The following is a 22,627-nucleotide window of genomic DNA, read 5'->3' on the forward strand; positions in this document are numbered from 1 at the left end:
CGACAGGAGGATCGGATGAATTCCATGCGGCGACGCGTCACCGCGCTGGCAGCTGCCACCCTCGCCGGCTCCGTGCTGGCAGCGTGCGGCTCCGGCCAGGGCGACGACGACAGCGAGTCGAGCCTGATCGTGGGCACCACCGACAAGGTGGTGTCGATCGACCCGGCCGGCTCGTACGACAACGGCTCGATGGCGGTGCAGACGCAGGTCTACCAGTACCTGCTCAACTTCCCGGCCGGCAGCACCGAGCTGACGCCCGACGCGGCCGAGGAGTGCGACTTCGAGAAGCCCACCGTCTACGTGTGCACGCTCAAGTCGGGTCTGAAGTTCGCCAACGGCAACGAGCTCACCGCGTCCGACGTGGCCTTCTCGTTCCAGCGCATCGTCGACATCAACGACCCGAACGGCCCGGCCTCCCTGCTCGGCGCGATGAAGAAGGTCGAGGCGCGCGACGACACCACGGTCGCGTTCACGCTTGCCGCGCCGAACGACCAGACGTTCGCCCAGATCCTGGTGACCTCCGCCGGCCCCATCGTCGACGAGGAGACCTACCCCGCCGACAAGCTGCTCGACGACGACGCCGCGGTCGAGGCCAACGCGTTCTCGGGTCCGTACACGCTCGGCGAGTACAAGAAGAACGAGCTGGCCGAGTTCACGATCAACCCCGACTACGACGGCACCTACGGTGAGCCGAAGTCGGACGTCACGATGCGGTACTACGCCGACTCGAACAACCTCAAGCTCGACGTCGAGAAGGGCGACATCGACGTCGCGTACCGCTCGCTGACGCCGACCGACATCGAGAGCCTCGAGAAGTCCGACGACGTCACGGTCCACACCGGACCCGGCGGCGAGCTGCGCTACATCGTCTTCAACCTCAAGACGATGCCCGGCGAGACGGACGCCCAGAAGCAGGCCGTCCGCCAGGCGGCCGCGTACCTGGTGAACCGTGAGGAGATCGCCTCCGAGGTCTACAAGGGCACCTACACCCCGGCGTACTCCGCCGTCCCGGACGGCCAGGTCGGTGCGACCGAGGCGTTCAAGGACAAGTACGGCGACAAGCCCGACGCGGACGCCGCGAAGAAGACCCTCGCCGACGCGGGCGTGAAGACGCCGGTCGAGCTCAACCTGCAGTGGAACCCCGACCACTACGGCGGCAGCTCCGACCAGGAGTACCAGGCGGTCAAGCGCCAGCTCGAGGACAGCGGACTGTTCAGCGTCAACCTGCAGTCGACGGAGTGGAACACCTACTCCGAGGAGCGCGTCAAGGACGCCTACCCGGCGTTCCAGCTGGGCTGGTTCCCGGACTTCCCGGACCCGGACAACTATGTTTCCCCGTTCTTCGCGCCGAACAACTTCCTGCAGTCGCACTACGAGGACGACGCGATGACGAAGCTGCTCGACTCCGAGCGCGGCGACGCCGACAAGGCCTCGCGTGAGGCGACGCTCGGCAAGATCCAGGACATGGTCGCCGACCAGGTCCCGATCCTGCCGCTGCTGACCGGCGCGCAGGTCGCGGTGGCCGGCAAGGACGTGAAGGGCGTGAGCGACACGCTCGACCCGTCGTTCAAGTTCCGGTTCTCGTCGCTGTCGAAGTAACCCACCACCCAGGATCGGGGTCCCGGCACGTGCACCACGCGCGCCGGGACCCCGCTTCCACGCCGGCAGGAGTCCCTCGTGACCACTGATGTCCTCGTCGCCGCCGACGCCCCGTCGGCCGAGCCGCCCGCGCGCCGCGGCGGGCTGAGCCCGCTCGCGCGCTACCTGCTGCTGCGGCTGGCCCTGATCGTGCCGATGCTGTGGGTGCTGGTCACCCTCGTCTTCTTCCTCATGCGCGTGATCGGCGACCCGATCACCGCCGCCCAGGGCGGGCGACTCACGCCCGACCAGATCGCCGAGCGCAAGGCCGAGGCCGGCCTCGACCGGCCGATCCTGACCCAGTACTTCGAGTACCTGGGCAACATCGTGCGCGGCGACTTCGGCACGACGCTGACCGACAACCGCGACGTCACCGACATCCTGGTCGTGAACGGCGCCGCCACCCTCGAGCTCTCCTTCTGGGCGCTGATCGTCGCCTTCGCCGTCGGCATCCCGCTGGGCCGCATCGCCGCCCGGCACCGCGACCGCTGGCCCGACGTGCTGCTGCGGCTGTTCGCGATCGTCGCCTACGCCGCGCCCGTCTTCTTCGTCGGCCTGCTGCTGAAGCTCGCCACCGCGCCCTTCGGCTGGCCCACCTCGGGTCGCGCCTCGACCGCCACCGAGCTGACCCTCGCGAAGGTCGATCCCCAGACCAACATCATGATCGTCGACGCCTTCCTGTGGGGCGAGCCGGAGTACATCTGGGACGTCCTGCAGCACGCGGTGCTGCCGGCCGTCGCCCTCGGCCTGCTGACCGGCGGCGTCTTCCTGCGCCTCGTGCGCGTCAACCTGCTGCAGACCCTGCGCGCCGACTACGTCACGGCCGCCCGCGCCCGCGGCGTCTCGGAGCGCCAGGTCGAGCGCAAGCACGCGTTCCGCAACGCGCTGGTGCCCGTCGTCACCGTGATGGGCATGCAGATCGCCATGCTGCTGGCCGGCGCCGTGCTGACCGAGACCACCTTCGAGTGGAAGGGCATCGGCTACGAGCTGGCCCAGTACCTGATCCGGCGCGACTTCCTCGCCGTGCAGGGCATCGTCACCGCGATCGCGTTCGTCGTGTGCATCGCGAGCTTCCTGATCGACGCCATCGTGGCGCTCGTCGACCCCCGAGTGAGGTTCTGATGCGGTACCCGGGCAAGAGCGTCATCGACTCGTCCCACGGCCTGCAGCGGTTCATGCTGCTGCTGGGCGCCGGACTCATCGCCCTGTTCATCGTCCTGGCGATCCTCGCGCCGTGGATCGCGCCGTACGACTTCAACCAGGTCCGCGGCGACGACGGTCAGCTGTTCGGCACCCAGCAGCCGCCGAGCGCCGACCACTGGTTCGGCACGTCCGTCGGCGGCGCCGACGTGCTGTCGCGCGTGATCTACGGCGCCCGCACCGCGGTCGAGGTGATCGTGCTCGCGGTCCTCGTCTCGAGCCTCATCGGCGTGCCCCTGGGGCTCGTCTCGGGCTACCTGGGCGGCTGGCTCGACAAGGTCCTCGTCCTGGTCATGGACGCGCTGTACTCGTTCCCGTCGCTGCTGCTGGCGATCGTCGTGTCGATCGTGGTCTCGGGTGGCTCGAGCGGCGCGCTGGGCGGCATCGCGTCGGCGGCGATCTCGATCACCGTCATCTTCATCCCGCAGTACTACCGCGTCATCCGCAACGCGACAGTGTCGGTGAAGACCGAGCCGTACGTCGATGCCGCGAAGGTCGTCGGCGTGCGCACGCCGCGCATCCTGTTCCGGCACATCCTGTCGAACGTCGCCCAGACCCTGCCGGTGATCGCGACGCTCAACGCGTCCGAGGCGATCCTGACCCTCGCCGCGCTGGGCTTCCTCGGCTTCGGCATCGAGCCGTCGGCGGCGGCCGAGTGGGGCTACGACCTCAACAAGGCGATGCCCGACGCCACCAACGACATCTGGTGGACGGGCCTCTTCCCGGGCCTGGCCATCGTCCTGGTCGTGCTGGGCGTGACGCTGCTCGGCGAGAGCCTGAACGACATCATGAACCCGCTGCTGCGCACCCGCGGCGGCGACAAGGCCGAGAGCGAGCTCGAGATCGAGCTGGCCGAGGACCTCGCGGCCGATCCCGAGAGCGCGCCGGCGACCGGTGCCGGCGTCGCCGCCGCTGCGGACGGGAAGGACACCCGGCGAACCGCCGTGCTGTCGTTGTCGGATCTGCGGGTCAGCTTCGGCACCGACGCCGGCCGGGTCGTGGCGGTCGACGGCGTCGCCTTCGACGTCGAGCCCGGCGAGGTCGTCGCCGTCGTGGGCGAGTCCGGGTCGGGCAAGTCGGTCACCTCACGGGCCGTCATGGGCCTGCTGCCCGGCACCGCGAACGTCGACGGGTCCGCGCTGCTGCGCACGCCCGACGACGGTGAGCGCCAGCTGATCGGGATGAGCCCGGCCCAGCTGCGGCCCGTCCGCGGCGACGAGATCGCCATGATCTTCCAGGAGCCCTCCACCGCACTCGACCCCGTCCGCACCGTGGGGTGGCAGATCGTCGAGGCCATCCGCGCCCACCGCGACGTCAGCAGGTCCGAGGCACGGGCGCGGGCCGTCGAGCTGCTCGAACTGGTGGGCCTGCCCGACCCGGCGCAGCGCGTCGACTACTACCCGCACCAGCTCTCGGGTGGGCAGAAGCAGCGCGTGATGATCGCCATCGCGATCGCCTGCGACCCCGACGTCATCGTCGCCGACGAGCCGACGACGGCCCTCGACGTGACGGTGCAGGCGGCGATCCTCGAGCTGCTGCTCGACCTGCGCGATCGTCTCGGCACCGCCATCGTGCTCATCACGCACAACATGGGCGTCGTCGCCGACATGGCCGACAGCGTCGTGGTGATGTACCGCGGCAAGATCGTCGAGAAGGCGCCGGTCGACCGGCTGTTCTCGGCCCCCGCGCACCCGTACACGCGGGCGCTGCTGGACTCGGTCCCGCACCTGGGCCGCACCAAGGTCACCGAGGGCACGCCCGCGCGCGGACCGCTGCCGCTGGAGAACGCGCCCGTCGTGCTCGACCTCGACGACATCGTGGTCGAGTTCCCCGGCCGGTGGGGCGAGCCGCCGTTCCGCGCCGTCGACCACGTCAGCCTGCAGGTGCACCGCGGCGAGGTCCTCGGCCTCGTGGGCGAGTCGGGCTCGGGCAAGTCGACCCTCGGCCGCGTCGCCGTGGGCCTGCAGCAGCCGACGTCCGGCACCGTCCGGGTCGGTGGCGAGCTCGTCTCCGGGCTGAGCGACGCCGACCTGCGACCGTTCCGTCGCCGGTTCGGCTTCGTGTTCCAGGACCCCGCAGCGTCGCTGAACCCGCGGATGTCGATCCTGGACTGCATCGCCGAGCCGCTGCGGGTCCACACCGACCTGACGGACGCCCAGGTCACCGAGAAGGTCCGCAGCCTGCTCGACTCGGTCGAGCTGCCGCGCGACTTCGCCGAGCGGTTCCCGCACGAGCTGTCGGGGGGTCAGCGCCAGCGCATCAGCCTGGCGCGCGCCCTGGCGCTCGACCCCGACCTGCTCATCGCCGACGAGCCGACCTCGGCGCTCGACGTCTCGGTGCAGTCGCGGGTGCTCGACCTGTTCCTGGAGCTGCAGCAGCGGTTGCAGTTCGCCTGCCTGTTCATCACCCACGACCTCGCGGTCGTGGACACGCTCGCCAACCGGGTGGCCGTGATGCAGCGCGGCGGCCTCGTCGAGCTCGGCGACCGCGAGCAGGTGCTGCGGCACCCGACGCAGGAGTACACGCGCAGCCTCATCGCGGCCGTGCCCGTGCCCGACCCGGCCGAGCAGCGCCGGCGCCGGGCCGAGCGCGGCGACCTGCTGACGGGGGCCTAGCCCGCGACCGACCGGGGAATGCCACCCCGCGACGCGCTCAGCGGTCCCAGGCGGCGACCTGGGCGCGGCGCTCGAGGCCGAGCTTCGCCAGGACGGTGGAGACGTAGTTCTTCACCGTCTTCTCCGAGAGGAAGAGCTCGGCGGCGATCTCGCGGTTCGAGCGGCCCAGGCGCAGCTGGTCGAAGACCTTGTGCTCCTGCGCGGTCAGGTCGGCCAACGGGTCGGGGGCGTCCTGGCGGCGCAGTCGCTCGAGCACCGAGCGCGTGACGGCGGGGTCGAGCAGCGACTGCCCGGCGGCGACGCGCTGGACGGCGTCCACGAGGTCGTTGCCGCGCACCTGCTTGAGCAGGAAGCCCGCGGCCCCGGCCATGATCGCCTCGAACAGCGCCTCGTCGTCCTCGTACGAGGTCAGGATCAGCACGGCGGTGCGTGGGGCCGCCCGGCGGACGTGACGGCACAGCTCCATGCCGGAGCCGTCGGGCAGGCGCGCGTCCAGCACGGCGACGTCGGGCTGGAGCCGCTCGATGTCGGCCGCCGCCTCGGCGACCGTGCCGGCCTGGCCCACGACGGTGATGGTGCCCGAGTCCTCGAGCAGGTCGCCGACCCCGCGGCGGACGACCTCGTGGTCGTCGAGGAGGAAGACGCGGATCGGTTCGGTCACGGGCTCAGCCTACGGATGCGGCTCCGCCGGGAGGTCCTGATCGAGCGGAACGCTCCAGACCAGCCGCGTGCCGACACCGCCGGGCCCCGGTTCGATGGTGAAGGACCCGCCCTCGCGGCGGGCGCGCTCCGCGAGGTTGGCGAGTCCGCTCGCGGGCCCCCGGTCACCGATGCCCACGCCGTCGTCGGTCACGGTCGCGACCACCTCGTCGGGCCCGACGCGCAGGCACACGTCCACCCGCGTGGCCCGGGCGTGCCGGACGACGTTGGCCAGCGCCTCGTTCATCACGGCGTGCACGTCGCTGCGCAGGCCGATGCCGAGGAGGCCGAGGTCGCCGTCGACCTCGATGTTCGGCGCGAAGCCCAGCGGCGCGGCCGTGGCCTTCAGCAGCCGCACCAGTCGGGGCCCGTCGGTGGTGGCGTCGGACCCGAGGGCGAAGATCGCTCCGCGCAGGTCGGCGATCGCCCGGTCGACGTCGTCCACCGCCTGAGCGGCGCGCCCGGCCCACGGCTCGTCGACGTGGCGTGAGATCCGGTCCACCGAGAGGCCCACCGCGAACAACCGCCCGATCACCAGGTCGTGCAGGTCGCGAGCGATGCGGTTGCGGTCCTCGAGGACGGCCATCCGCGCCAGCTCGGCCCGGGTGCTGGCGAGCTCGTCGAACAGGCGCGCGTTCCTGATCGCGGTGCCGGCCACGGCTGCGAGCCCGGCGACGATGCGCTCGTCGTCCTCGCTGAAACCGCCCGGCTTCTCGGTCAGGTACAGGTCGCCGAAGACGACGCCGTTCACTCGGACGGGCACCCCGAGGAAGGCACCCATCGGCGGGTGGTGGGGCGGGAAGCCGACCGAGTCCGGGTGCGATCCCACGTCGTCGAGCCGCAGCGGCCGACCGTCGCGCAGCACCACTCCGAGGACGCCGCGGCCTCGCGGGAGCGTGCCGATCGAGGCGGCCATGCCGGCGTGCACGCCCTCGGTGAGGAACTCGACCAGCTCGTCGTCGGAGTCACGGCCGAGCACGCCCAGCGCGGCGTAGCGGGCGCCGGTGAGGTCGCGGGCCTGGTGGACGATCCGGGTCAACAGGCTGTCGAGGTCCAGGTCGGAGGTGACGGCCACCGCGGCGTCGACGACGTTCTCCCAGCGGTTCCTCTCGAGTGCGTCCACGCGTCCACCGTAGCGGCGGCGTCGGGCCCAACGTCCCTCGAACTCGTGACGTTCGGCCCTGCCCGGTCCGCGGTGACCGGCGCACGATGGAGGTGTTCGAGAAAGGAACGAGTCATGAGCACCAACACCATCGTCGTCGGAGTCGACGAGACCCCCGCCGGCGTCACCGCCCTGCAGTGGGCCGCCCGTGAGGCTGAGCTGCGTGGGGCCGACCTGAAGATCGTCCACGTCTGGCAGATCGACGCCGCCGTCGCCATGGCCGGCGCCGAGGTGCCGTGGATGGCCTACGAGACCGACGCCCGCTCGAACGCCGCACGCTGGGTGAGCGAGACCATCGGCGCCCAGGACGCGAACGGTCAGCCCCGCCGCATCGACGTGGTCCAGGGCGCCCCCGGCCCGACCCTCGTCGAGGCCTCGCGCGACGCCGCGATGCTCGTCGTCGGCACGCGGGTCCACACCGGCATCAGCCGCGTGCTGTTCGGGTCCGTGAGCCACTACTGCCTGACCCACGCGGAGTGCGTCGTGGTCGCCGTGCCGACCACCTCGACGGCGGAGAGGTCCGACGTCGCGTCGGCCGACCAGCCCGTCACTGCCTGACCCGTGGCCCCGGCGGCTCCATGCCTCCGGGGCTACGTTGGCCGCATGATCGAACGCGTCCGTGAGCACGCCGGCTCGGTGATCTTCGCCCGGGTGGCCGGCACCGAGGGCTCCCAGCGACGCGCGCGCATCCACGGCACCCCGGGTCCGCGCCGGTTCAGCCCCGGCGACCCGATCTGGCGCGTCCACGGCGACGCCTCCATGTTCGTCGGCGGCATCCGCGCGCTGCTGTTGCAGTCGCTGCACCCGCTGGCCATGGCCGGGGTCGACCAGCACTCCGGGTTCCGCGGCGACCCGTGGGGCCGCCTGCAGCGCACGAGCGGCTTCATCGCCGAGACCACCTTCGCCACCGTCGAGCACGCCGACCGTGCGATCGGCGCCGTCCGCCGCATCCACGAGCGCGTCGCCGGCACCACGGACGACGGCCGTCCGTACGCCGCGTCCGACCCCCACCTGCTGCGGTGGGTGCACGTGGCCGAGATCGACTCGTTCCTGCGCGCCCACGATCGCTACTCCGCGCGTCCGCTCACGCCGGACGAGCGCGACCGGTACGTCGCGCAGGCCGCCGTCACGGCGCGGCTGCTCGGCGCCACCGACGTGCCCGAGGACGTCGCCGGGCTCGCCGCGGTCGTGGCCGCCTACCGCCCCGAGCTCGAGAGCACCCCCGCTGCGCGGGAGGCCGCCCGCTTCATGCTGCTGCGTCCGCCCGTCCCGCTGGCGTTGCGGGCGCCGTACGGCCTGCTCGCCGCCGCGGCCGTGGGCCTGTTGCCCCGGTGGGCGCGCGGTCCGCTCCGGCTGCCCTGGCTGCCGGTCACGGAGGCCACCGCGGTGCGTGCGGGCGGCACCGCGATCACGCGCGGGATCGGCTGGGCGATGGCACCGCCGGCTCGCTCCACATGAGGAACCGGACGAATCGCGCCACAATGGGAGACGACCCACCTAACTCCAGGAGTGATCAGTTGTGAAGAAGCTCGTACTGCTGACGGCCGTCGCCATCGGATACGTCCTCGGAACCCGCGCCGGGCGCGGTCGCTACGAGCAGATCAAGCGGCAGGCCGACAAGGTCTGGCACGCCGATCCGGTCCAGAACGCCGCCCACAAGGCACAGGACACCGCCACGACCACCGCCGCCGACGTCGGCCACCGCGTCGCCGAGACCGCCAAGGACGTCTCGAGCACCGTGACCGAGAAGGTCAGGAGCACGGGCGGCAAGGGTGACGACAAGGTCTCGGCCACCCCCGAGCCCGAGGCGTCGGCGCCCTCGTACAGCACGAGCTCGGAGGGCCTGCGCGCCGGCGCGGCCGAGGCTGACGCGAAGTCGGCCTACGACATCAACGAGGCCGGCTCGGACGACCTCGCGTCGAGCCCGAACCCGCTGAGCGACGCGAAGCCGGAGAAGGGCTCGCCCGCCTGATGCGACTGCGCATCTTCACCGAGCCCCAGCAGGGCGCCTCCTACGACGACCTCCTCGCGGTCGCGCAGGAGAGCGAGCTGCTGGGGTTCGATGCGTTCTTCCGGTCCGACCACTACCTCGCCATGGGCGGCGACGGGCTGCCCGGCCCGAGCGACGCGTGGATCACGCTGGCCGGCCTGGCGCGCGACACCTCGACGATCCGGCTCGGCACGCTGGTCACCAGCGCGACGTTCCGCCTCCCGGGCCCCTTGGCGATCAGCGTCGCCAACGTCGACCAGATGAGCGGCGGCCGGGTCGAGCTGGGCCTCGGCGCCGGTTGGTTCGACGACGAGCACCGCGCCTACGGCATCCCGTTCCCGAGCACCCCGGAGCGCTTCGATCACCTCGAGGAGCAGCTCGAGATCGTCACGGGCCTGTGGAAGGACACCTCGGGATCGTTCTCGTTCGAGGGCGAGCACTACTCCGTGCACGGCTCGCCGGCGCTGCCCAAGCCCGCGCAGGGCTCCGTGCCGGTGATCATCGGCGGCAAGGGCAAGCGCCGCACCCCCACCCTCGCGGCGCGGTTCGCCGACGAGTTCAACGTGCCGTTCGTGTCGCTGGACGAGACCCGCACCCTCTTCGCGCGCGTCGCGAAGGCGTGCGAGGACGCCGGCCGCGACCCGTCGTCGCTGACCTACTCCAACGCCCTCGTGCTGTGCGCGGGGTCCGACGAGGCGGAGATCGCACGTCGCGCGAGCGCGATCGGCCGCGAGGTCGACGAGCTGCGCGAGAACGGCCTGGCCGGCACCCCGGCGGAGATCGTTGAGAAGATCGGCACGTTCGCCGACGCCGGCTCCGAGCGGATCTACCTGCAGGTGCTGGACCTCGCCGACCTCGACCACCTGCGTCTCGTGGCCGAGGAGATCCTGCCGCGCGTCTGAGCGGCGACGCTCAGGGACGGTCGGCGTCGGAGCGGCCCACGTCGAGCGCGTCGCGCTCCATCTCGCGGGTCAGCGCCTCGAGGAACTCGATCACGGCCGGACGCGCCTCGTCGGGAACGGCCGAGGCGATCCGCTTCATCCGGTCGTGCATGTCCGCGAGGTGCCCCTCCATCTGGGTGCGGGCGAGCTCGGTCGGGAGCAGCAGCACCGAGCGCCGGTCGGTCGGGTGCGGCACGCGGGTGAGGTGCCCCGACGCGACCAGGCGGTCGACCAGGGTGGTGACGGCGGCCGTGGTGATGCCCAGGTGGTCGGCCAACTTGCGCGGCGTCACCCCGGCCGACGGCGCATCGGGGCTCTCGCCCGACGCCGGTCCGACGACCCGCATGACGTGCCGGAGCGACCGCAGGTCGGTCGGGTTGACCCGCATCGAGGCGCTGAGGCGGGCCCGCATGTCGCGGTCGGCCCGCACGAGGTGCCGGACGGCGCGCAGGAGGGCACGCTCGTCATCGGAGTACTCGTGCGTCATCGGGGTACTCGGGGGGTGGTGCGACGACACGCGGCCAGCCTACACTTCCTTACAGAAGTTGATATCTAGGTTGCTTAGCAATATGGTGCGAGGGTCGTCGAGGAGGCCCCATGGAGACCGTGTTGGACCAGGAGTCGGCGGGACACCCACCTGACCGGTTGCCCGCCGACGACCCGCGCGACCTCGTCGTGCTCCTCGACGACGAGCACCGGCCCGCCGGGACCGCGCCCCGATCCACCGTCCACGGCCACGACACCCCGCTGCACCTGGCGTTCTCCTGCTACCTCTTCGACGAGCAGGGTCGCGTGCTGCTGACCCGTCGCGCGCTCGGCAAGCGCTCGTGGCCGGGCGTGTGGACCAACTCCTTCTGCGGCCATCCGCGTCCGGACGAGTCGCTCGCCGACGCCGTGCGCCGGCACGGCCGCAGCGAGCTCGGCACCGACGCCCGTCACCTCCGGTCGGTGCTGCCCGAGTTCAGGTACCGGGCGGTCGACGCGGCCGGGGTCGTCGAGAACGAGTTCTGCCCCGTGTTCGCCGCCCGCGCCGACGGCGCGCTGCAGCCCCACCCCGAGGAAGTCGCCGAACTGCGCTGGGTCGGCGTCGACGAGCTGCGCGAGACGATCCGCGTCGCGCCGTGGGCGGTCAGCCCGTGGCTGGTGGCCCAGACGGCCGCGCTCGACGAGGCCGACGCCTGGCACCTCCTGCGCCCGAGCGACACGGAGACCTCCGCATGAGCCTTCAGGACGAGCTCGACTCCCTGGTGAGCCCCACCCGCGCGCCCGACCTCGCCCGCGACCACGGTGCGCTGCTGGCCGCCCTCGAGCTCGGCACCTCCGGCGGCAAGCGGTTCCGGCCGTGGCTCGTCAGCACGGTCCACGCCGCCTTCGAGGGCGCGCAGGCCGAGACCGTCGTCGACAGCGTGGCCGCGGCCACCGAGCTGCTGCACACGGCCTTCGTCATCCACGACGACGTGATCGACAACGACGACACGCGCCGCGGTCGACCGAGCGTCCCCGGCTGGTTCCGTGCGGACGCCGTCGCGCTCGACACGGCCGACGAGGACCAGGACACCTACACGCGGGCCGGGGCCATCCTGGCTGGCGACCTCGCGCTCGCGGCCGCGATCCGCGCCGTGGCCACGTGCGGCGCCGACCCGCAGACGACCGGACGCCTGCTCGACCTGCTGGACGCCACCCTGCACGCCTCGGCCGCGGGCGAGCTGGCCGACGTGCGGCTCTCCCTCGGCCCGCGCATGCCCGACGCCGAGGAGGCCCTCGCGGTGGCCGAGCACAAGACGGCCGTCTACTCCTTCATGCTGCCGATGCAGGCCGGCGCGGTCCTGGCCGGCGCGAACGACCACCTGGTCGAGGCGCTCGGCGAGATCGGACGCTGCCTGGGCATCGCCTTCCAGCTGCGCGACGACGTGCTCTCGATCTTCGGCGACCCCGCCGAGACCGGGAAGGACCGGCTCGGCGACCTGCGCGAGGGCAAGCGCACCCCGCTGATGGTCCACGCCGCCCAGACCTCCTCGTGGGGTCGGATCGCGCCACACCTGGGCGATCCGCACCTGACCGAGACGACCGCGGCCACCGTGCGCGGCCTGCTCGAGTCCTGCGGCGCCCGCCGGCACATCGAGGAGCTGGCCGACCGCCACGTCGAGATCGCCCGCGAGCAGGCGCGCTCGCTCGGCCTCGACGGCTCCCTGCTCGAGCCGCTGCTGGCCCACGCCTGGGGCGTCACGACGGCCGCCACCCGGGTCGGTGCCGCATGAGTGCCCCGTGGACACACGACCGTGACGACGAGCCCACCACCGGGTACGCGCTGTACGACGAGGTCGCCGAGCGCAGCGCCGCGCTCGTGATCAAGCGCTACTCCACCTCGTTCGGCCTGGCGTCACGGCTGCTCAACGGCCCGGTCCGGACGCGCGTGCGCAACATCTACGCCCTGGTGCGGGTCGCCGACGAGATCGTCGACGCGCCGCGGCCGCAGGCCGATCCGGCCGACCAGGAGCGCCTGCTCGACGACCTGCACGCCGAGGTGCACCAGGCCCTGCGCACCGGCCACAGCGCCAACCTCGTCGTGCACGCCTTCGCGCTCACGGCGCGCTCCTGCGGCATCGGCCCCGACCTGATCGATCCGTTCTTCGCCTCGATGCGCACCGACCTGTTCCGGGTCGAGCACGACGAGAAGAGCTTCGCCGAGTACGTCTACGGATCGGCCGAGGTCGTCGGGCTGATGTGCCTGCGCGCGTTCCTCAGCGGGCGCCCGAACGCCGACCGGGAGTACGCCGAGCTCGCGCCCGGCGCCCAGCGGCTCGGCGCGGCCTTCCAGAAGGTCAACTTCCTGCGCGACCTGGCCGCCGACCGCGACCAGCTCGGGCGCAGCTACTTCCCGGGGCTGGACCCCGACCGGTTCGACACCGAGGCCCGCGACCGCTTCCTCGACGACATCGACGCCGACCTGGCCGCCGCGGCCGAGGTGATCCCGCGCCTGCCCGTCGGCAGCCGTCGCGCCGTCGCGGCCGCGCACGCCCTGTTCGCCGAGCTCTCGCGTCGCCTGCGTGCCACCGCGCCCGAGCGCATCCGCACCGAGCGCATCCGCGTCCCGTCGGCCGTCAAGGCCCGCATCGTCGCCCGCGCCGTGCTGGTGGGGGCCTCATGAGCCGCGTGACCGTGATCGGCGGCGGCATCTCGGGCCTGGCCACCGCCGCCCTGCTGGCCGCCGACGGCTGGTCGGTCGACCTGCTCGAGCAGCGCGACGAGCTCGGCGGCCGTGCCGGCAGCTGGAGCAGCGACGGGTTCCGCTTCGACACCGGACCCTCCTGGTACCTGATGCCCCAGGTCTTCGAGCACTTCTTCCGGCTGCTCGGCACGACCGCGGCCGAACAGCTCGACCTCGTGCGCCTTGACCCGGGGTACCGCGTCTTCTTCGAGGGCCACGACGCCCCCGTCGACGTCCGCGCCACCCGCGCCGAGAACGTGGCCCTGTTCGAGTCGATCGAGCCCGGGGCCGGCAGCCGGCTGGAGGAGTACCTCGACTCCGGCGAGGACACCCACCAGATGGCCGTCGACCACTTCCTCTACACGAGCTTCGAGCGGCCGGCCAACCTCGCGCACCCCGACGTGCTGCGACGCGCGCCCCGACTGGCGGGGCTCCTCGGCCGATCGCTGGAGTCGCACGTCGCGTCGCGGTTCACCGACCCGCGGCTGCGCCAGGTGCTGGGCTACCCGGCCGTCTTCCTGGGCTCCTCGCCCTCGCGCGCGCCGAGCATGTACCACCTGATGAGCTGGATGGACCTCGCCGACGGGGTGCAGTACCCCCAGGGCGGGTTCTCGACGATCATCGACGCGATCGCGGCCCTCGCGGTCTCGCGCGGCGTGCGCATCCGCACCGGCGCCACGGTCGTCGGCATCGACACCGAGCGGATCGACACGTCGCGGCTGTCGCGCCGGCGGGCCCGGGTCACCGGGGTCACCGTGCGCACCGCCGACGGCATCGAGCAGGTCCCGGCCGACGTCGTGGTGGGAGCCAACGACCTGCACCACCTCGAGACGACGTTGCTGCCCGAGCACCTGCGCACCTACCCCGAATCGTGGTGGCGGCGTCGCGACCCCGGTCCCGGTGCCGTGCTGGCGTACCTCGGCGTGAAGGGTCGCCTGCCCGAGCTGGCACACCACTCGATGTTCTTCACGAACGACTGGGACAAGAACTTCGACGACGTGCTCGGCCGTCCCGGCCGCGTGCCCGACCCGGCGTCGTCCTACGTGTGCCGGCCCTCGGCCACCGACCCGTCCGTGGCGCCCGAGGGCGACGAGAACGTGTTCGTCCTCGTCCCCGTCCCGGCCGACGTCCGGTTGGGTCGCGGCGGGATCGACGGGGCCGGCGACGCCGAGGTCGAGAAGGTGGCGGACGCGGCCATCGCCCAGATCGCCCACTGGGCGGGCGTGCCCGACCTCGCCGAGCGGATCGTCGTGCGGCGCACCGTGGGTCCGCGCGACTTCGCCGACGACCTCAACGCCTGGTCCGGAGGCGCCCTCGGCCCGGCCCACGTGCTGCGCCAGAGCGCCTTCCTGCGCGCCAACAACGCGTCCCGCACGGTCGACGGCCTGCTGTACGCCGGGTCGAGCACGATCCCCGGCATCGGACTGCCGATGTGCCTCATCAGTGCCGAGCTGGTGCTGAAGCGACTGCGTGGCGACCGGTCCGCCGGTCCGACGCCCGAGCCGGGGACGACCACTACGGTGGTCGCGTGAGCTGGCTCTACCTCGCCTCGGTGATCGGTGCGGGCTTCTGCATGGGCCTGGTCGACCGGCGCTGGAGTCTCTTCCTGTTCCGCGACGCCCGTCGCGCCGTCACGATCCTCGTCGCCGGCTTCGTGTTCTTCCTGGTCTGGGACCTGGTGGCGCTCGAGCTCGGCGTCTACAGCCGCGGCGAGTCGCCGGCCATGACCGGCATCGAGGTCGCCCCGGACCTGCCGCTCGAGGAGCTCTTCTTCATCGCCTTCCTCTGCTACGTCACGGGGGTGCTCCACGGGCTGTTCGACCGCGTGCTGCGCCGTGAGCAGGTGCGCCGATGACGTACCTCGGTCTCGCCGCGATCTTCGTCGCCGCGACCGTGCCGGTGCTGGTCGCCGCGGTCGTGCTGCGTCGACCCGACCGTCGCTGGTGGGCGGTCACGGGGCTGACCGGACTGGCGCTGTGCGTCCTGACCGCCGTGTTCGACAGCATCATGATCGCCGCCGACCTGTTCCGGTTCGACGAGTCGAGCCTGACCGGCATCCACGTGGGCCTGGCCCCGATCGAGGACTTCGCCTGGCCGATCGCCGTGACGATCCTGGTGTCGTCGCTGTCGCTGTTGCTCGACCGGCCGCGGGAGCGCGCGTGAGTCCCGCCGCGCAGGTCCTGGCCTCGTCGCGCCCGTTGTCGTGGGTCAACACGGCGTTCCCGTTCGGTGCCGCGTACCTGCTGGCCGGCGGCGGACCCGACGTGCTGTTCTGGGTCGGCTGCCTGTGGTTCCTCATCCCCTACAACCTGCTGATGTATGGGATCAACGACGTCTTCGACTACGAGTCCGACCTGCGCAACCCGCGCAAGGGCGGGGTGGAGGGGGTCGTCCTCGATCGGCGCGTCCACCGCCTCACCATCTGGTCGGCGATCGTCTCCAACGTGCCGTTCGTGGTCGCGTTCGCCGTGCTCGGTTCGACCGTGTCGAACCTCGTCCTGGCCCTGAGCGTCTTCGCGGTGGTGGCGTACTCCGCGCCGGTGCTGCGGTTCAAGGAGCGCCCGTTCCTGGACTCGCTCACCTCCAGCACGCACTTCGTCAGCCCGGCCGTGTTCGGACTCGCGCTCGCCGATGCCCGCGGCCACGAGGTCGAGGTGGGCGTCACCGTGGTCGCCGCACTCGCCGGGTTCTTCCTCTGGGGCATCGGCTCGCACGCCTTCGGCGCCGTGCAGGACGTCACCGCCGACCGTGCCGCCGACATCGGGTCGATCGGCACGGCGATGGGCGCCCGCACGACCACGTGGTTCGCGTTCGCGGCCTACCTGCTCGGCGGTGCCTGCCTGCTCGCGCTGCCGTGGCCCGCCACGCTCTCGGCGCTGCTGGTGCTGCCGTACGCGGCGAACATCGCGCCGTTCCTGTCGATCACCGACGCCACCTGCGAGCAGGCGAACGCCGGGTGGCGCCGCTTCCTGTGGCTGAACTTCGCCACCGGCTTCCTGGTGACGCAGCTGCTGATCTGGATCAGTCTGCGCTGATCGATCGCAGCCGGTCCTGCCACCGGACCCACGGCGGACGGACGGCCCAGTTGAGCCGGAGCGTCGTGACGGCGCGCCGCATCCGTCGCCGCAGCTGGGGCATCCCGCGCAGTGAGCGCGCGGAGACGCCGACGCGGAGCGACCGGTCGTAGCAGATGACGGCCTCGGGCCCGAGCACGAACGCCAGGTCCATGTCGTCGTGCACGTCGTCGAAGCGGTGCACGTCGCCGCGCACGCGCTCCCAACTGGTGCGCCGGATCGCCATGCTCGACCCCCACAGGGGCACGTGGGCCAGCGCGAGGTACGTCAGCGCGAAGTAGGCGCCGAGGTAGACCAGCCCGGCGAGCGGCCGCAGGACCGCGGGCAGGTCGTGGAACCGTCCCGGACCGGTGACGGCGTCGACCTGCGGATCTGCCATCGCGCGCGCCACGCGGGCGATCCAGTCGGGCCCGGGGCGCGAGTCGGCGTCGAGCCGGGCGATGACGTCGCCCGTGGCCGCGTCGTACCCGGCGGCCGTGGCGACCGGGATCCCCAGGACGGGCTCGACGACGACGCGGGCACCGAAGGCGCGGGCGACATCGGCGGAGTCGTCGGCGCTGGCGTTGTCGACGATGACGATCTCGTCGGCGAGCTCGGTGCCGGCGGCCAGGCGACTCAGGCAGGCGCGCAGCTCGGTGGCGTCGTCATGGACGGGGATCACGACGGAGATCGTCGGTCGGGTCACTGCGGCTCCGCCATGGCGGTGCGGCTGACGATGAGGGCGGCGATGACCGCCCCGAGGGCGCCGGCGGCGAGGTCGCCGATCGTGTCGAGGTAGCCCACCTGGATGCGGTCGTCGAGGTAGGTGTGGCCGAGCCACTCGCCGAACTCCCACAGGACCGCGAGCGTCACGGCGGACGTGGCGGTGACCACGAACGCGCCGAGGGCGGGCCGCTCGAGCCGCGGGTCGGCATGCCCGGGCAGCGCGCCCGCCCTGACCAGGACCTGCCACGTGATGACGGCGATCAGCCCGGTGGCGGTGGCGTGGACGATCAGGTCGAGCCCCGGGACGGCCAGGTACCAGTCGAGCTGGGCCGCCCAACCGCCGATGAGGAGCGTCGCACAGTACGCGACGTCGAGCAGGAACGCGCTGCCGATCGCGCGCGGGATGAACAGGGCACCGAGCACGAGGAAGAACAGCGCGAACCCGATCCAGCCGCCCTCGATCGTCGCGGCGACCACGCTGACGACACCGGCGGCGCGCAGCGCGTCGGAGGCGATCAGGGGCATTCGGCCATCCTACTGAGCGTCCGGTGGACGCTGCTGCCCCGACAGACGATTCTGACCGGGAAATCAGGGAACTACATCACTGTAGTTTGTCCACATCCCTGTGCACAGGTGGGGACAACTCGTCCTCAGCGCAGGTGCGCGAAGTCGTCGACCAGCCCCATCTCGTCGTCGGCCAGGGTGAACGACTCGAGCGCACGCGCGACGACGCCACTGGCGAGCAGGGCCACCAGCACGACCGTGAAGAGCACGCCGACCACGAAGGCCAGCAGCAGGGCGATCATCGCCGGTCCTCGACGTTCTTCATGCTGATCGACCTCCGCCATCGGGTTCGTCACTCGTGGCTTTGAAGAGCAGCTGCACCCCGATTCCGGACGACTGCCCTACGGTCGGTCCATGAAGGTCCTGCACCCCTCGACCGTCCTCGGCCTGGGGACCGGTGTGATCATCGTGGGCGTGCTCGCGTTCCTGCCTCGCGTCTTCGAGGAGGAGCCGCCGGTCCGCCGCGGCACCGTGGCCGTCGGTGTCGCCGCGGACGGCACCCTGTTGGTGCGCTCGACCCTGTGCTCCGGCGACCCGGTTCCGGTCTCCGTCTCCCATGGCACCGCGAACGGCTCCGGCGTGCGCGAGGTTGCGACGACGCAGGCCGGGCGCCAGGCTCCGGTCGAGCTCCCAGTCGGCCTGGACGAACGGACCGACCTGACGATCACCGCGCCGGACCTCGACGGGCTCGTCGTCACGGCCGCCGGGTGGCGAGGGCTGGACGAGCACGTCTGGATGGTCGCGTCCGCTCCGGAGTCGCGCGAGACGACGACGCTCGAGGGCGCCGAGCTGCGTGGGTGGAGCTGCTGACCCACCCCGGACACGGCTCAGCCCACCACTCGACGAGTGGTGGGCTGGGCCTGGTGCGTCCTGCGGTTACCGCGGGCCGGGACCGTCGGGGTCGCGGTCCGTCGGCTGGGCGCGGAAACCCTCCTCGCGCGTCACCTCGGTGCGCGTCTCGGTGTAGTCCCCCGCGGTGCTCGGGCCCTCGGCGGAGGTGGTGTCGCGAGTCGACGTCGTCTCGCGACGCTCGGTCACGTTGCCGTGCTTGTCGGTCGTGACGTCGGGGTCGAGCTTGTCGGCCTTCGTGATGTGGTGCTCGGCGTGCTGGTGCACCTCGGCCGCCTCGTTCTCGAGGTTGCCGGCACGCTGCTCGAGCCGCTCGGCGTCGAGGCGGGCCTGCTCGGCGTCGGCGCGCGCCGCGGCGGCACCGGCTTCGGTCTGGCGGGCGTTCACGGTGGCCTCCCGTGCCTCCTCACGCAAACGCTGTGCCTCCTCGCGGTGCTCGCGCTCCTTCTCCAGCTTGTGCTGCTCCTTGGCCTTCTTGCCCTTGGTGAGGGCCCAGACGAGTCCGAGCAGGAGCAACAGCGCCACGACGGCGATCAGAACCCAGACCCAGGTGTCGACGTTGTCCATGGGAGTTCTCCCTTCGCGGGCCGCGGCGGCATCGGTGACGCTGGAACGCCGGGCCCCCTCATACCTTGGTACCGCAGGCTGGACCATGCCGCTCGTCGGAGCTGGCGCGGAGCGGAGGCGCCTGCCTGTGCCAGGTGGTCTCATCGTCTCGACTGTCAAATGATGGGCCTATGCCGGCGTATGAGAGCTGGGCCTCGAGTCCGGCTTCGCGGAAGGTCATGCGTGCGAACAAGTCTCGCGACACCGCGCCGGAGTTGGCGGTGCGGCGACTCCTCCACGCCGAAGGCTTTCGGTATCGGGTCAATCACCGACCTGACACTGGTCTCCGGCGTACAGCCGACATCGTCTTCTCGAAGCAGCGCATCGCCGTGTTCATCGATGGCTGCTACTGGCACGCATGCGCGGAGCATGGGACGACGGCTCGCGCCAACGCTGGCTACTGGTCCTCCAAGCTGGCCTCAAACGTCGCACGTGATCGAGACACAAACGAGCAGTTGCGCGCTCGCGGATGGACGGTCCTAAGGTTTTGGGAGCACGAGGATCCCGTCACCGTCGCGCGGGCAATTGCAGACTCGGTTCGTCAGAGTGAGCCCTAACGACGCCATTCCCGAACATGCCATCGTCCTGGCGTTCTAGACAGTCGACGGATGCTAAGCTTGCGAACGTGCGTTCGAGCTCTCCTGCCTTCACCTTTATCGACCTCTTCGCCGGAATCGGCGGCTTCCATGCAGCCATGAAGGCACTGGGCGGGGAGTGCGTCTACGCGGTCGAGATCGACAAGCAAGCCGCCAAGGTCTACGAGGCGAACTGGGGACACCCGGCTCTTGGTGACATCACCCTGGATGCCGATGACGACCTCGGCGTGATGAACGTTCCGCCGCACGATGTGCTCTGCGCGGGCTTCCCCTGCCAGCCCTTCTCGAAGTCCGGCGCCCAGCGAGGGATGGACGAAACCCGCGGCACCCTCTTCTTCAACATCGCGTCGATCATCAAGGCCCATCGGCCGAGCGTGGTCATGCTCGAGAATGTCCGGAACCTCATCGGTCCGCGCCACGAGCACGAGTACTCCGTCATCATCGAGACGCTTCGAGAACTCGGCTACCACGTGTCGGACATCCCGACGGTCTTCTCCCCCCATCTGTTGCCGCCCGAGCTGGGCGGAGCACCCCAGGTGCGCGAGCGGGTCTTCATCACGGCCACCTACGCGCCTCACGAGGTCCGCAAGGACCTCGAGCTTGGCGGTCCGCTGCCCGCAGCCGCGATGGCCGACACGTTCGGCGATTTTGACCCCAAGCGCGACTGGCACATCGAGGACCTGCTCGATGACACTCACAACGTGCCCGGTTGTGATCTGACAGAGTCGGAGAACCACTGGATCAGCGCGTGGGATGAGTTCGTGCAGATCATGCGCCCACTGATGGCCGACCGCCCCTTGCCGGGATTCCCGATCTGGGCGGACGCGTGGATGGATTTCCCGGAGATGCCCAAGATCAGGTGGAACGCAGATCGCGTGACCGTGCCCTCGAAGGTGACGATGCCCACCGTCGACCTCGAGCTTCCGGCGTGGAAGCAAAGTCACCTGCGCAAGAACTACGACCTGTTCGCGCGCCACTTCGAGGCGATCATCCCTTGGGCTCACCAGTGGAAGGTCTACACGGACGTCTTCCCGGCCTCGCGTAGAAAACTAGAGTGGCAGGCTCAGGACGCCAAGTCGCTGTGGGACACCGTCATGCACCTGCGGCCGTCCGGCCTTCGCGCGAAGAAGCCGAACTACCTTCCGGCGCTGGTTGCGATCACGCAGACATCGATCATCGGCAGTCGCGAGCGGCGTATCTCACCGCGAGAGACCGCTCGCCTGCAGGGGCTTCCGGATTCGTTCGTCTTCCCCGACCAGCCGGACTCAGCCACCTACCGCCAGATGGGCAACGGAGTGAACGTTGGGGTCGTCTGGCACGTGTTCAAAGCGCACGTCGAGCGTGACCGCGACATTCTCACCTCGGGACGGAAGACGGACGCCATTGTCCAAGCAGTGGCGTCTTCTCCAGACACTCCTTCGACTGTCCTGTCGAAGCACGTCCCGGCGTTGGATACGCCCTGACCTTCGAGCGCCGCGGCTCGACACGAGCAGACCTGCTCGTTCCTCAGGTCCCCTGGCAGTCCTCAGCAAACCGGTCCCGGACAGCGGGCCAACTTCCGAATCGACGGATGATGGATCCGGCCGAGGGATGGCCCGGTCGATGCACCACCCATTCGGAGTACGCGCGACTGGAGCCAGATGCACCCATCTCTCGGAAGAACCTCTTAGCGCTGTCCGCCAGTTCGGAGTCGGAGTAGAAGAATGAGCCTGATTTGTCGGAGCCTCCGTCCACCCCGGCCGACTCGCAGGCGTGAGCCCAAGAGTCGAAGTGGTGAGCGAACCACCCGGTACCGGGGCCCACGAAAGCACCTTGGCTTCGCAACTCTTCATATGTACCGGAACTGAGCGGGTAGGCCAGAGTCGCCGCCTCGCTCAAAGCAGACAGGCCCTCCTCACGGCTCCACCCTGTGGGTCGAGACTCATTCCAGGTCGGATCGAGGTTGTCGAGCAGCGTTCGGCGATCGTCGCGGAGGCGACCATCAGCGAGCATGCCGCGCTGGGTCCGCCGCCACGGGCCGAGCGGGTAACCCTCCTCAGTCTCGAAGTGACTAGGTACGCGAGCATCCCCGTTGGCATCCCGATAGGCCCGGAGTTGACGAAACCCCTCTAACCAAGCTTCGTCTCTCACGTCGCGGTCGACACTCACACCGAGACCGGTGAGTTGCTTTACGCGTTCTGGCGTCAAGGTTCCCTTCTTCAGAAAACTCTTTTGCTTCGTATACCAACGGCCGAGTTTGAAGCCAGAAGGACTAACATAAGAGGACGGAACATGCGTGTCGCCCGTCTCCTGTATAAAAATTCGCAATTCATCGACAGCCTCAGCGAAGGGGTCACGACGACCGTGACTCCAATCGACACCCATTCGTTCAAGCTCCACCCGAATTTCTTCTGAGAGTCGCTGGGAGTGGAACGCCTCGATTTGCATCTGCAGCCATTTGCCAATCGGCTTGCCGGAAGGACTGCGGTGCATCACCGGAACGTTGATGTGGCCGTTCTCCTCGCCAAAAGCGCGGATGAGCGTCAGGTTCGATTTCCTCGACGTGGCCTGAGGGTCCCACACCACCCCAAGGTCGTCGAGCATTTGGATACGCTGCTCAGAGAGTCGACCAGCCCTCTTCCATGAGCGCTGCGTGTTCAGCCAGGAACCTAGTCGAAATCCGTCGTCACAGACGAAGCTCCCTGCGACAGTCGGAGATCCGCCCGCTTGGAGGTGGTCCGCGAGATGCTCGTAGCCGACCTCCCACCCAACTCCGCGCCACGACTGACTCACTCGATGTG

General features: G+C 70.5%; 25 protein-coding genes. 17 read left to right on the forward strand and 8 right to left on the reverse strand.

Translation table 11 applies throughout. From position 1 onward, the window contains the following. The first annotated feature begins 15 nt into the window (after nucleotides 1–15). From AFL01nite_RS06545 to AFL01nite_RS06555, 3 genes are all read left to right on the forward strand, one after another. Entirely contained in the window at nucleotides 16–1,599 is a 1,584-nt protein-coding gene (locus tag AFL01nite_RS06545; RefSeq protein WP_246119611.1) for an ABC transporter substrate-binding protein, read from the forward strand. A 78-nt stretch (nucleotides 1,600–1,677) separates the two neighbouring features. Further along, nucleotides 1,678–2,760, forward strand: a complete 1,083-nt coding sequence (locus tag AFL01nite_RS06550) for an ABC transporter permease (RefSeq protein WP_246119612.1) — start codon at nucleotides 1,678–1,680, stop codon at nucleotides 2,758–2,760. Next, nucleotides 2,760–5,453: an ABC transporter ATP-binding protein/permease gene (locus AFL01nite_RS06555; protein WP_146826630.1), complete on the forward strand. Its 2,694-nt coding sequence runs from the start codon at nucleotides 2,760–2,762 to the stop codon at nucleotides 5,451–5,453. Before AFL01nite_RS06550 ends, AFL01nite_RS06555 begins: the two co-directional genes overlap by 1 nt. Before the next feature lie 37 nt (nucleotides 5,454–5,490). On the opposite strand, the gene AFL01nite_RS06560 is transcribed toward AFL01nite_RS06555, so the two are convergent. Next, nucleotides 5,491–6,114 (reverse strand): response regulator, encoded by a 624-nt coding sequence (locus tag AFL01nite_RS06560; RefSeq protein WP_246119613.1) that lies wholly within the window; start codon nucleotides 6,112–6,114, stop codon nucleotides 5,491–5,493. A gap of 9 nt (nucleotides 6,115–6,123) precedes the next feature. After that, nucleotides 6,124–7,275 (reverse strand): GAF domain-containing sensor histidine kinase, encoded by a 1,152-nt coding sequence (locus AFL01nite_RS06565; RefSeq protein ID WP_146826632.1) that lies wholly within the window; start codon nucleotides 7,273–7,275, stop codon nucleotides 6,124–6,126. Nucleotides 7,276–7,389: 114 nt separating this feature from the next. Here AFL01nite_RS06565 and AFL01nite_RS06570 point away from each other — a divergent pair, with 114 nt between their 5' ends. The 4 genes from AFL01nite_RS06570 to AFL01nite_RS06585 all read left to right on the forward strand — a co-directional run bounded on the left by AFL01nite_RS06570 (nucleotide 7,390) and on the right by AFL01nite_RS06585 (nucleotide 10,206). After that, nucleotides 7,390–7,872 carry a universal stress protein gene (locus AFL01nite_RS06570; protein ID WP_146826634.1) on the forward strand — a complete coding sequence of 161 codons (483 nt, stop codon included), beginning with the start codon at nucleotides 7,390–7,392 and terminating at the stop codon, nucleotides 7,870–7,872. 45 nt (nucleotides 7,873–7,917) lie between these two features. Further along, nucleotides 7,918–8,772, forward strand: a complete 855-nt coding sequence (locus tag AFL01nite_RS06575) for an oxygenase MpaB family protein (RefSeq protein WP_146826636.1) — start codon at nucleotides 7,918–7,920, stop codon at nucleotides 8,770–8,772. 61 nt (nucleotides 8,773–8,833) lie between these two features. Further along, complete coding sequence (locus AFL01nite_RS15275) at nucleotides 8,834–9,286, forward strand: hypothetical protein (protein WP_186813845.1); 453 nt, start codon at nucleotides 8,834–8,836, stop codon at nucleotides 9,284–9,286. Continuing rightward, nucleotides 9,286–10,206: an LLM class F420-dependent oxidoreductase gene (locus AFL01nite_RS06585; RefSeq protein ID WP_146826638.1), complete on the forward strand. Its 921-nt coding sequence runs from the start codon at nucleotides 9,286–9,288 to the stop codon at nucleotides 10,204–10,206. Before AFL01nite_RS15275 ends, AFL01nite_RS06585 begins: the two co-directional genes overlap by 1 nt. A gap of 10 nt (nucleotides 10,207–10,216) precedes the next feature. Here AFL01nite_RS06585 and AFL01nite_RS06590 read toward each other — a convergent pair whose 3' ends face one another. After that, complete coding sequence (locus AFL01nite_RS06590; RefSeq protein WP_146826640.1) at nucleotides 10,217–10,732, reverse strand: MarR family winged helix-turn-helix transcriptional regulator; 516 nt, start codon at nucleotides 10,730–10,732, stop codon at nucleotides 10,217–10,219. Nucleotides 10,733–10,842: 110 nt separating this feature from the next. Here AFL01nite_RS06590 and idi point away from each other — a divergent pair, with 110 nt between their 5' ends. Genes idi through AFL01nite_RS06620 form a run of 7 tightly spaced genes read left to right on the forward strand, consistent with a single transcriptional unit; the run spans nucleotide 10,843 to nucleotide 16,488 of the window. Beyond that, entirely contained in the window at nucleotides 10,843–11,466 is a 624-nt protein-coding gene (idi, locus tag AFL01nite_RS06595; RefSeq protein ID WP_146826642.1) for an isopentenyl-diphosphate Delta-isomerase, read from the forward strand. Then, entirely contained in the window at nucleotides 11,463–12,503 is a 1,041-nt protein-coding gene (locus tag AFL01nite_RS06600) for a polyprenyl synthetase family protein (RefSeq protein WP_146826644.1), read from the forward strand. The genes idi and AFL01nite_RS06600 overlap by 4 nt, the downstream gene beginning before the upstream one ends. After that, nucleotides 12,500–13,393 (forward strand): phytoene/squalene synthase family protein, encoded by an 894-nt coding sequence (locus tag AFL01nite_RS15280; protein WP_186813846.1) that lies wholly within the window; start codon nucleotides 12,500–12,502, stop codon nucleotides 13,391–13,393. Before AFL01nite_RS06600 ends, AFL01nite_RS15280 begins: the two co-directional genes overlap by 4 nt. Next, nucleotides 13,390–14,985, forward strand: coding sequence for a phytoene desaturase family protein (gene crtI, locus AFL01nite_RS15285; RefSeq protein WP_186813847.1), 1,596 nt, complete (start codon nucleotides 13,390–13,392; stop codon nucleotides 14,983–14,985). Before AFL01nite_RS15280 ends, crtI begins: the two co-directional genes overlap by 4 nt. Continuing rightward, entirely contained in the window at nucleotides 14,982–15,308 is a 327-nt protein-coding gene (locus AFL01nite_RS06610) for a lycopene cyclase domain-containing protein (RefSeq protein WP_146826646.1), read from the forward strand. Before crtI ends, AFL01nite_RS06610 begins: the two co-directional genes overlap by 4 nt. Further along, entirely contained in the window at nucleotides 15,305–15,616 is a 312-nt protein-coding gene (locus AFL01nite_RS06615) for a lycopene cyclase domain-containing protein (protein WP_146826648.1), read from the forward strand. The genes AFL01nite_RS06610 and AFL01nite_RS06615 overlap by 4 nt, the downstream gene beginning before the upstream one ends. Then, complete coding sequence (locus AFL01nite_RS06620; protein WP_146826650.1) at nucleotides 15,613–16,488, forward strand: prenyltransferase; 876 nt, start codon at nucleotides 15,613–15,615, stop codon at nucleotides 16,486–16,488. The genes AFL01nite_RS06615 and AFL01nite_RS06620 overlap by 4 nt, the downstream gene beginning before the upstream one ends. Here AFL01nite_RS06620 and AFL01nite_RS06625 read toward each other — a convergent pair. The 3 genes from AFL01nite_RS06625 to AFL01nite_RS15290 form a co-directional block, all read right to left on the reverse strand. After that, nucleotides 16,475–17,212 carry a glycosyltransferase family 2 protein gene (locus tag AFL01nite_RS06625; RefSeq protein ID WP_146826652.1) on the reverse strand — a complete coding sequence of 246 codons (738 nt, stop codon included), beginning with the start codon at nucleotides 17,210–17,212 and terminating at the stop codon, nucleotides 16,475–16,477. The genes AFL01nite_RS06620 and AFL01nite_RS06625 overlap by 14 nt on opposite strands. Next, nucleotides 17,209–17,757, reverse strand: coding sequence for a DUF2238 domain-containing protein (locus AFL01nite_RS06630; protein ID WP_146826654.1), 549 nt, complete (start codon nucleotides 17,755–17,757; stop codon nucleotides 17,209–17,211). The genes AFL01nite_RS06625 and AFL01nite_RS06630 overlap by 4 nt, the downstream gene beginning before the upstream one ends. Nucleotides 17,758–17,882: 125 nt before the next feature. Further along, entirely contained in the window at nucleotides 17,883–18,038 is a 156-nt protein-coding gene (locus AFL01nite_RS15290; RefSeq protein ID WP_186813848.1) for a hypothetical protein, read from the reverse strand. Nucleotides 18,039–18,150: 112 nt separating this feature from the next. Here AFL01nite_RS15290 and AFL01nite_RS06635 point away from each other — a divergent pair, with 112 nt between their 5' ends. Beyond that, nucleotides 18,151–18,606, forward strand: coding sequence for a hypothetical protein (locus AFL01nite_RS06635; RefSeq protein WP_146826656.1), 456 nt, complete (start codon nucleotides 18,151–18,153; stop codon nucleotides 18,604–18,606). A 66-nt stretch (nucleotides 18,607–18,672) separates the two neighbouring features. On the opposite strand, the gene AFL01nite_RS06640 is transcribed toward AFL01nite_RS06635, so the two are convergent. Further along, complete coding sequence (locus AFL01nite_RS06640) at nucleotides 18,673–19,212, reverse strand: hypothetical protein (RefSeq protein ID WP_146826658.1); 540 nt, start codon at nucleotides 19,210–19,212, stop codon at nucleotides 18,673–18,675. A gap of 170 nt (nucleotides 19,213–19,382) precedes the next feature. Between AFL01nite_RS06640 and AFL01nite_RS06645 the strand changes: the two genes are divergently transcribed. Both AFL01nite_RS06645 and AFL01nite_RS06650 read left to right on the forward strand, forming a co-directional pair. Further along, nucleotides 19,383–19,808 (forward strand): very short patch repair endonuclease, encoded by a 426-nt coding sequence (locus AFL01nite_RS06645; protein ID WP_146826660.1) that lies wholly within the window; start codon nucleotides 19,383–19,385, stop codon nucleotides 19,806–19,808. Nucleotides 19,809–19,876: 68 nt separating this feature from the next. Beyond that, nucleotides 19,877–21,310 carry a DNA cytosine methyltransferase gene (locus AFL01nite_RS06650; protein WP_222593414.1) on the forward strand — a complete coding sequence of 478 codons (1,434 nt, stop codon included), beginning with the start codon at nucleotides 19,877–19,879 and terminating at the stop codon, nucleotides 21,308–21,310. A 43-nt stretch (nucleotides 21,311–21,353) separates the two neighbouring features. Here the strand turns inward: AFL01nite_RS06650 and AFL01nite_RS06655 are convergent, their stop codons facing one another. Continuing rightward, a complete protein-coding gene (locus AFL01nite_RS06655; RefSeq protein WP_186813849.1) occupies nucleotides 21,354–22,619 on the reverse strand; it encodes a helicase associated domain-containing protein in 1,266 nt (421 codons plus the stop codon). Nucleotides 22,620–22,627: the final 8 nt, after the last annotated feature.

The sequence above is a fragment of the Aeromicrobium flavum genome (assembly GCF_007992115.1).
Lineage (GTDB): Bacteria > Actinomycetota > Actinomycetes > Propionibacteriales > Nocardioidaceae > Aeromicrobium > Aeromicrobium flavum.

What these genes read in the sequence shown, in the direction of transcription:
- crtI (WP_186813847.1), top strand. Translation starts at nt 13,390, where the DNA reads ATGAGCCGCGTGACCGTGATCGGCGGCGGCATCTCGGGCCTGGCCACC.
- AFL01nite_RS06640 (WP_146826658.1), bottom strand. Translation starts at nt 19,212, where the DNA reads ATGGACAACGTCGACACCTGGGTCTGGGTTCTGATCGCCGTCGTGGCG.
- AFL01nite_RS06590 (WP_146826640.1), bottom strand. Translation starts at nt 10,732, where the DNA reads ATGACGCACGAGTACTCCGATGACGAGCGTGCCCTCCTGCGCGCCGTC.
- AFL01nite_RS06615 (WP_146826648.1), top strand. Translation starts at nt 15,305, where the DNA reads ATGACGTACCTCGGTCTCGCCGCGATCTTCGTCGCCGCGACCGTGCCG.
- AFL01nite_RS06545 (WP_246119611.1), top strand. Translation starts at nt 16, where the DNA reads ATGAATTCCATGCGGCGACGCGTCACCGCGCTGGCAGCTGCCACCCTC.
- AFL01nite_RS06630 (WP_146826654.1), bottom strand. Translation starts at nt 17,757, where the DNA reads ATGCCCCTGATCGCCTCCGACGCGCTGCGCGCCGCCGGTGTCGTCAGC.
- AFL01nite_RS06600 (WP_146826644.1), top strand. Translation starts at nt 11,463, where the DNA reads ATGAGCCTTCAGGACGAGCTCGACTCCCTGGTGAGCCCCACCCGCGCG.
- AFL01nite_RS06645 (WP_146826660.1), top strand. Translation starts at nt 19,383, where the DNA reads ATGCCGGCGTATGAGAGCTGGGCCTCGAGTCCGGCTTCGCGGAAGGTC.
- AFL01nite_RS15290 (WP_186813848.1), bottom strand. Translation starts at nt 18,038, where the DNA reads ATGATCGCCCTGCTGCTGGCCTTCGTGGTCGGCGTGCTCTTCACGGTC.
- AFL01nite_RS15280 (WP_186813846.1), top strand. Translation starts at nt 12,500, where the DNA reads ATGAGTGCCCCGTGGACACACGACCGTGACGACGAGCCCACCACCGGG.
- AFL01nite_RS06570 (WP_146826634.1), top strand. Translation starts at nt 7,390, where the DNA reads ATGAGCACCAACACCATCGTCGTCGGAGTCGACGAGACCCCCGCCGGC.
- idi (WP_146826642.1), top strand. Translation starts at nt 10,843, where the DNA reads ATGGAGACCGTGTTGGACCAGGAGTCGGCGGGACACCCACCTGACCGG.
- AFL01nite_RS06555 (WP_146826630.1), top strand. Translation starts at nt 2,760, where the DNA reads ATGCGGTACCCGGGCAAGAGCGTCATCGACTCGTCCCACGGCCTGCAG.
- AFL01nite_RS06585 (WP_146826638.1), top strand. Translation starts at nt 9,286, where the DNA reads ATGCGACTGCGCATCTTCACCGAGCCCCAGCAGGGCGCCTCCTACGAC.
- AFL01nite_RS06575 (WP_146826636.1), top strand. Translation starts at nt 7,918, where the DNA reads ATGATCGAACGCGTCCGTGAGCACGCCGGCTCGGTGATCTTCGCCCGG.
- AFL01nite_RS06635 (WP_146826656.1), top strand. Translation starts at nt 18,151, where the DNA reads ATGAAGGTCCTGCACCCCTCGACCGTCCTCGGCCTGGGGACCGGTGTG.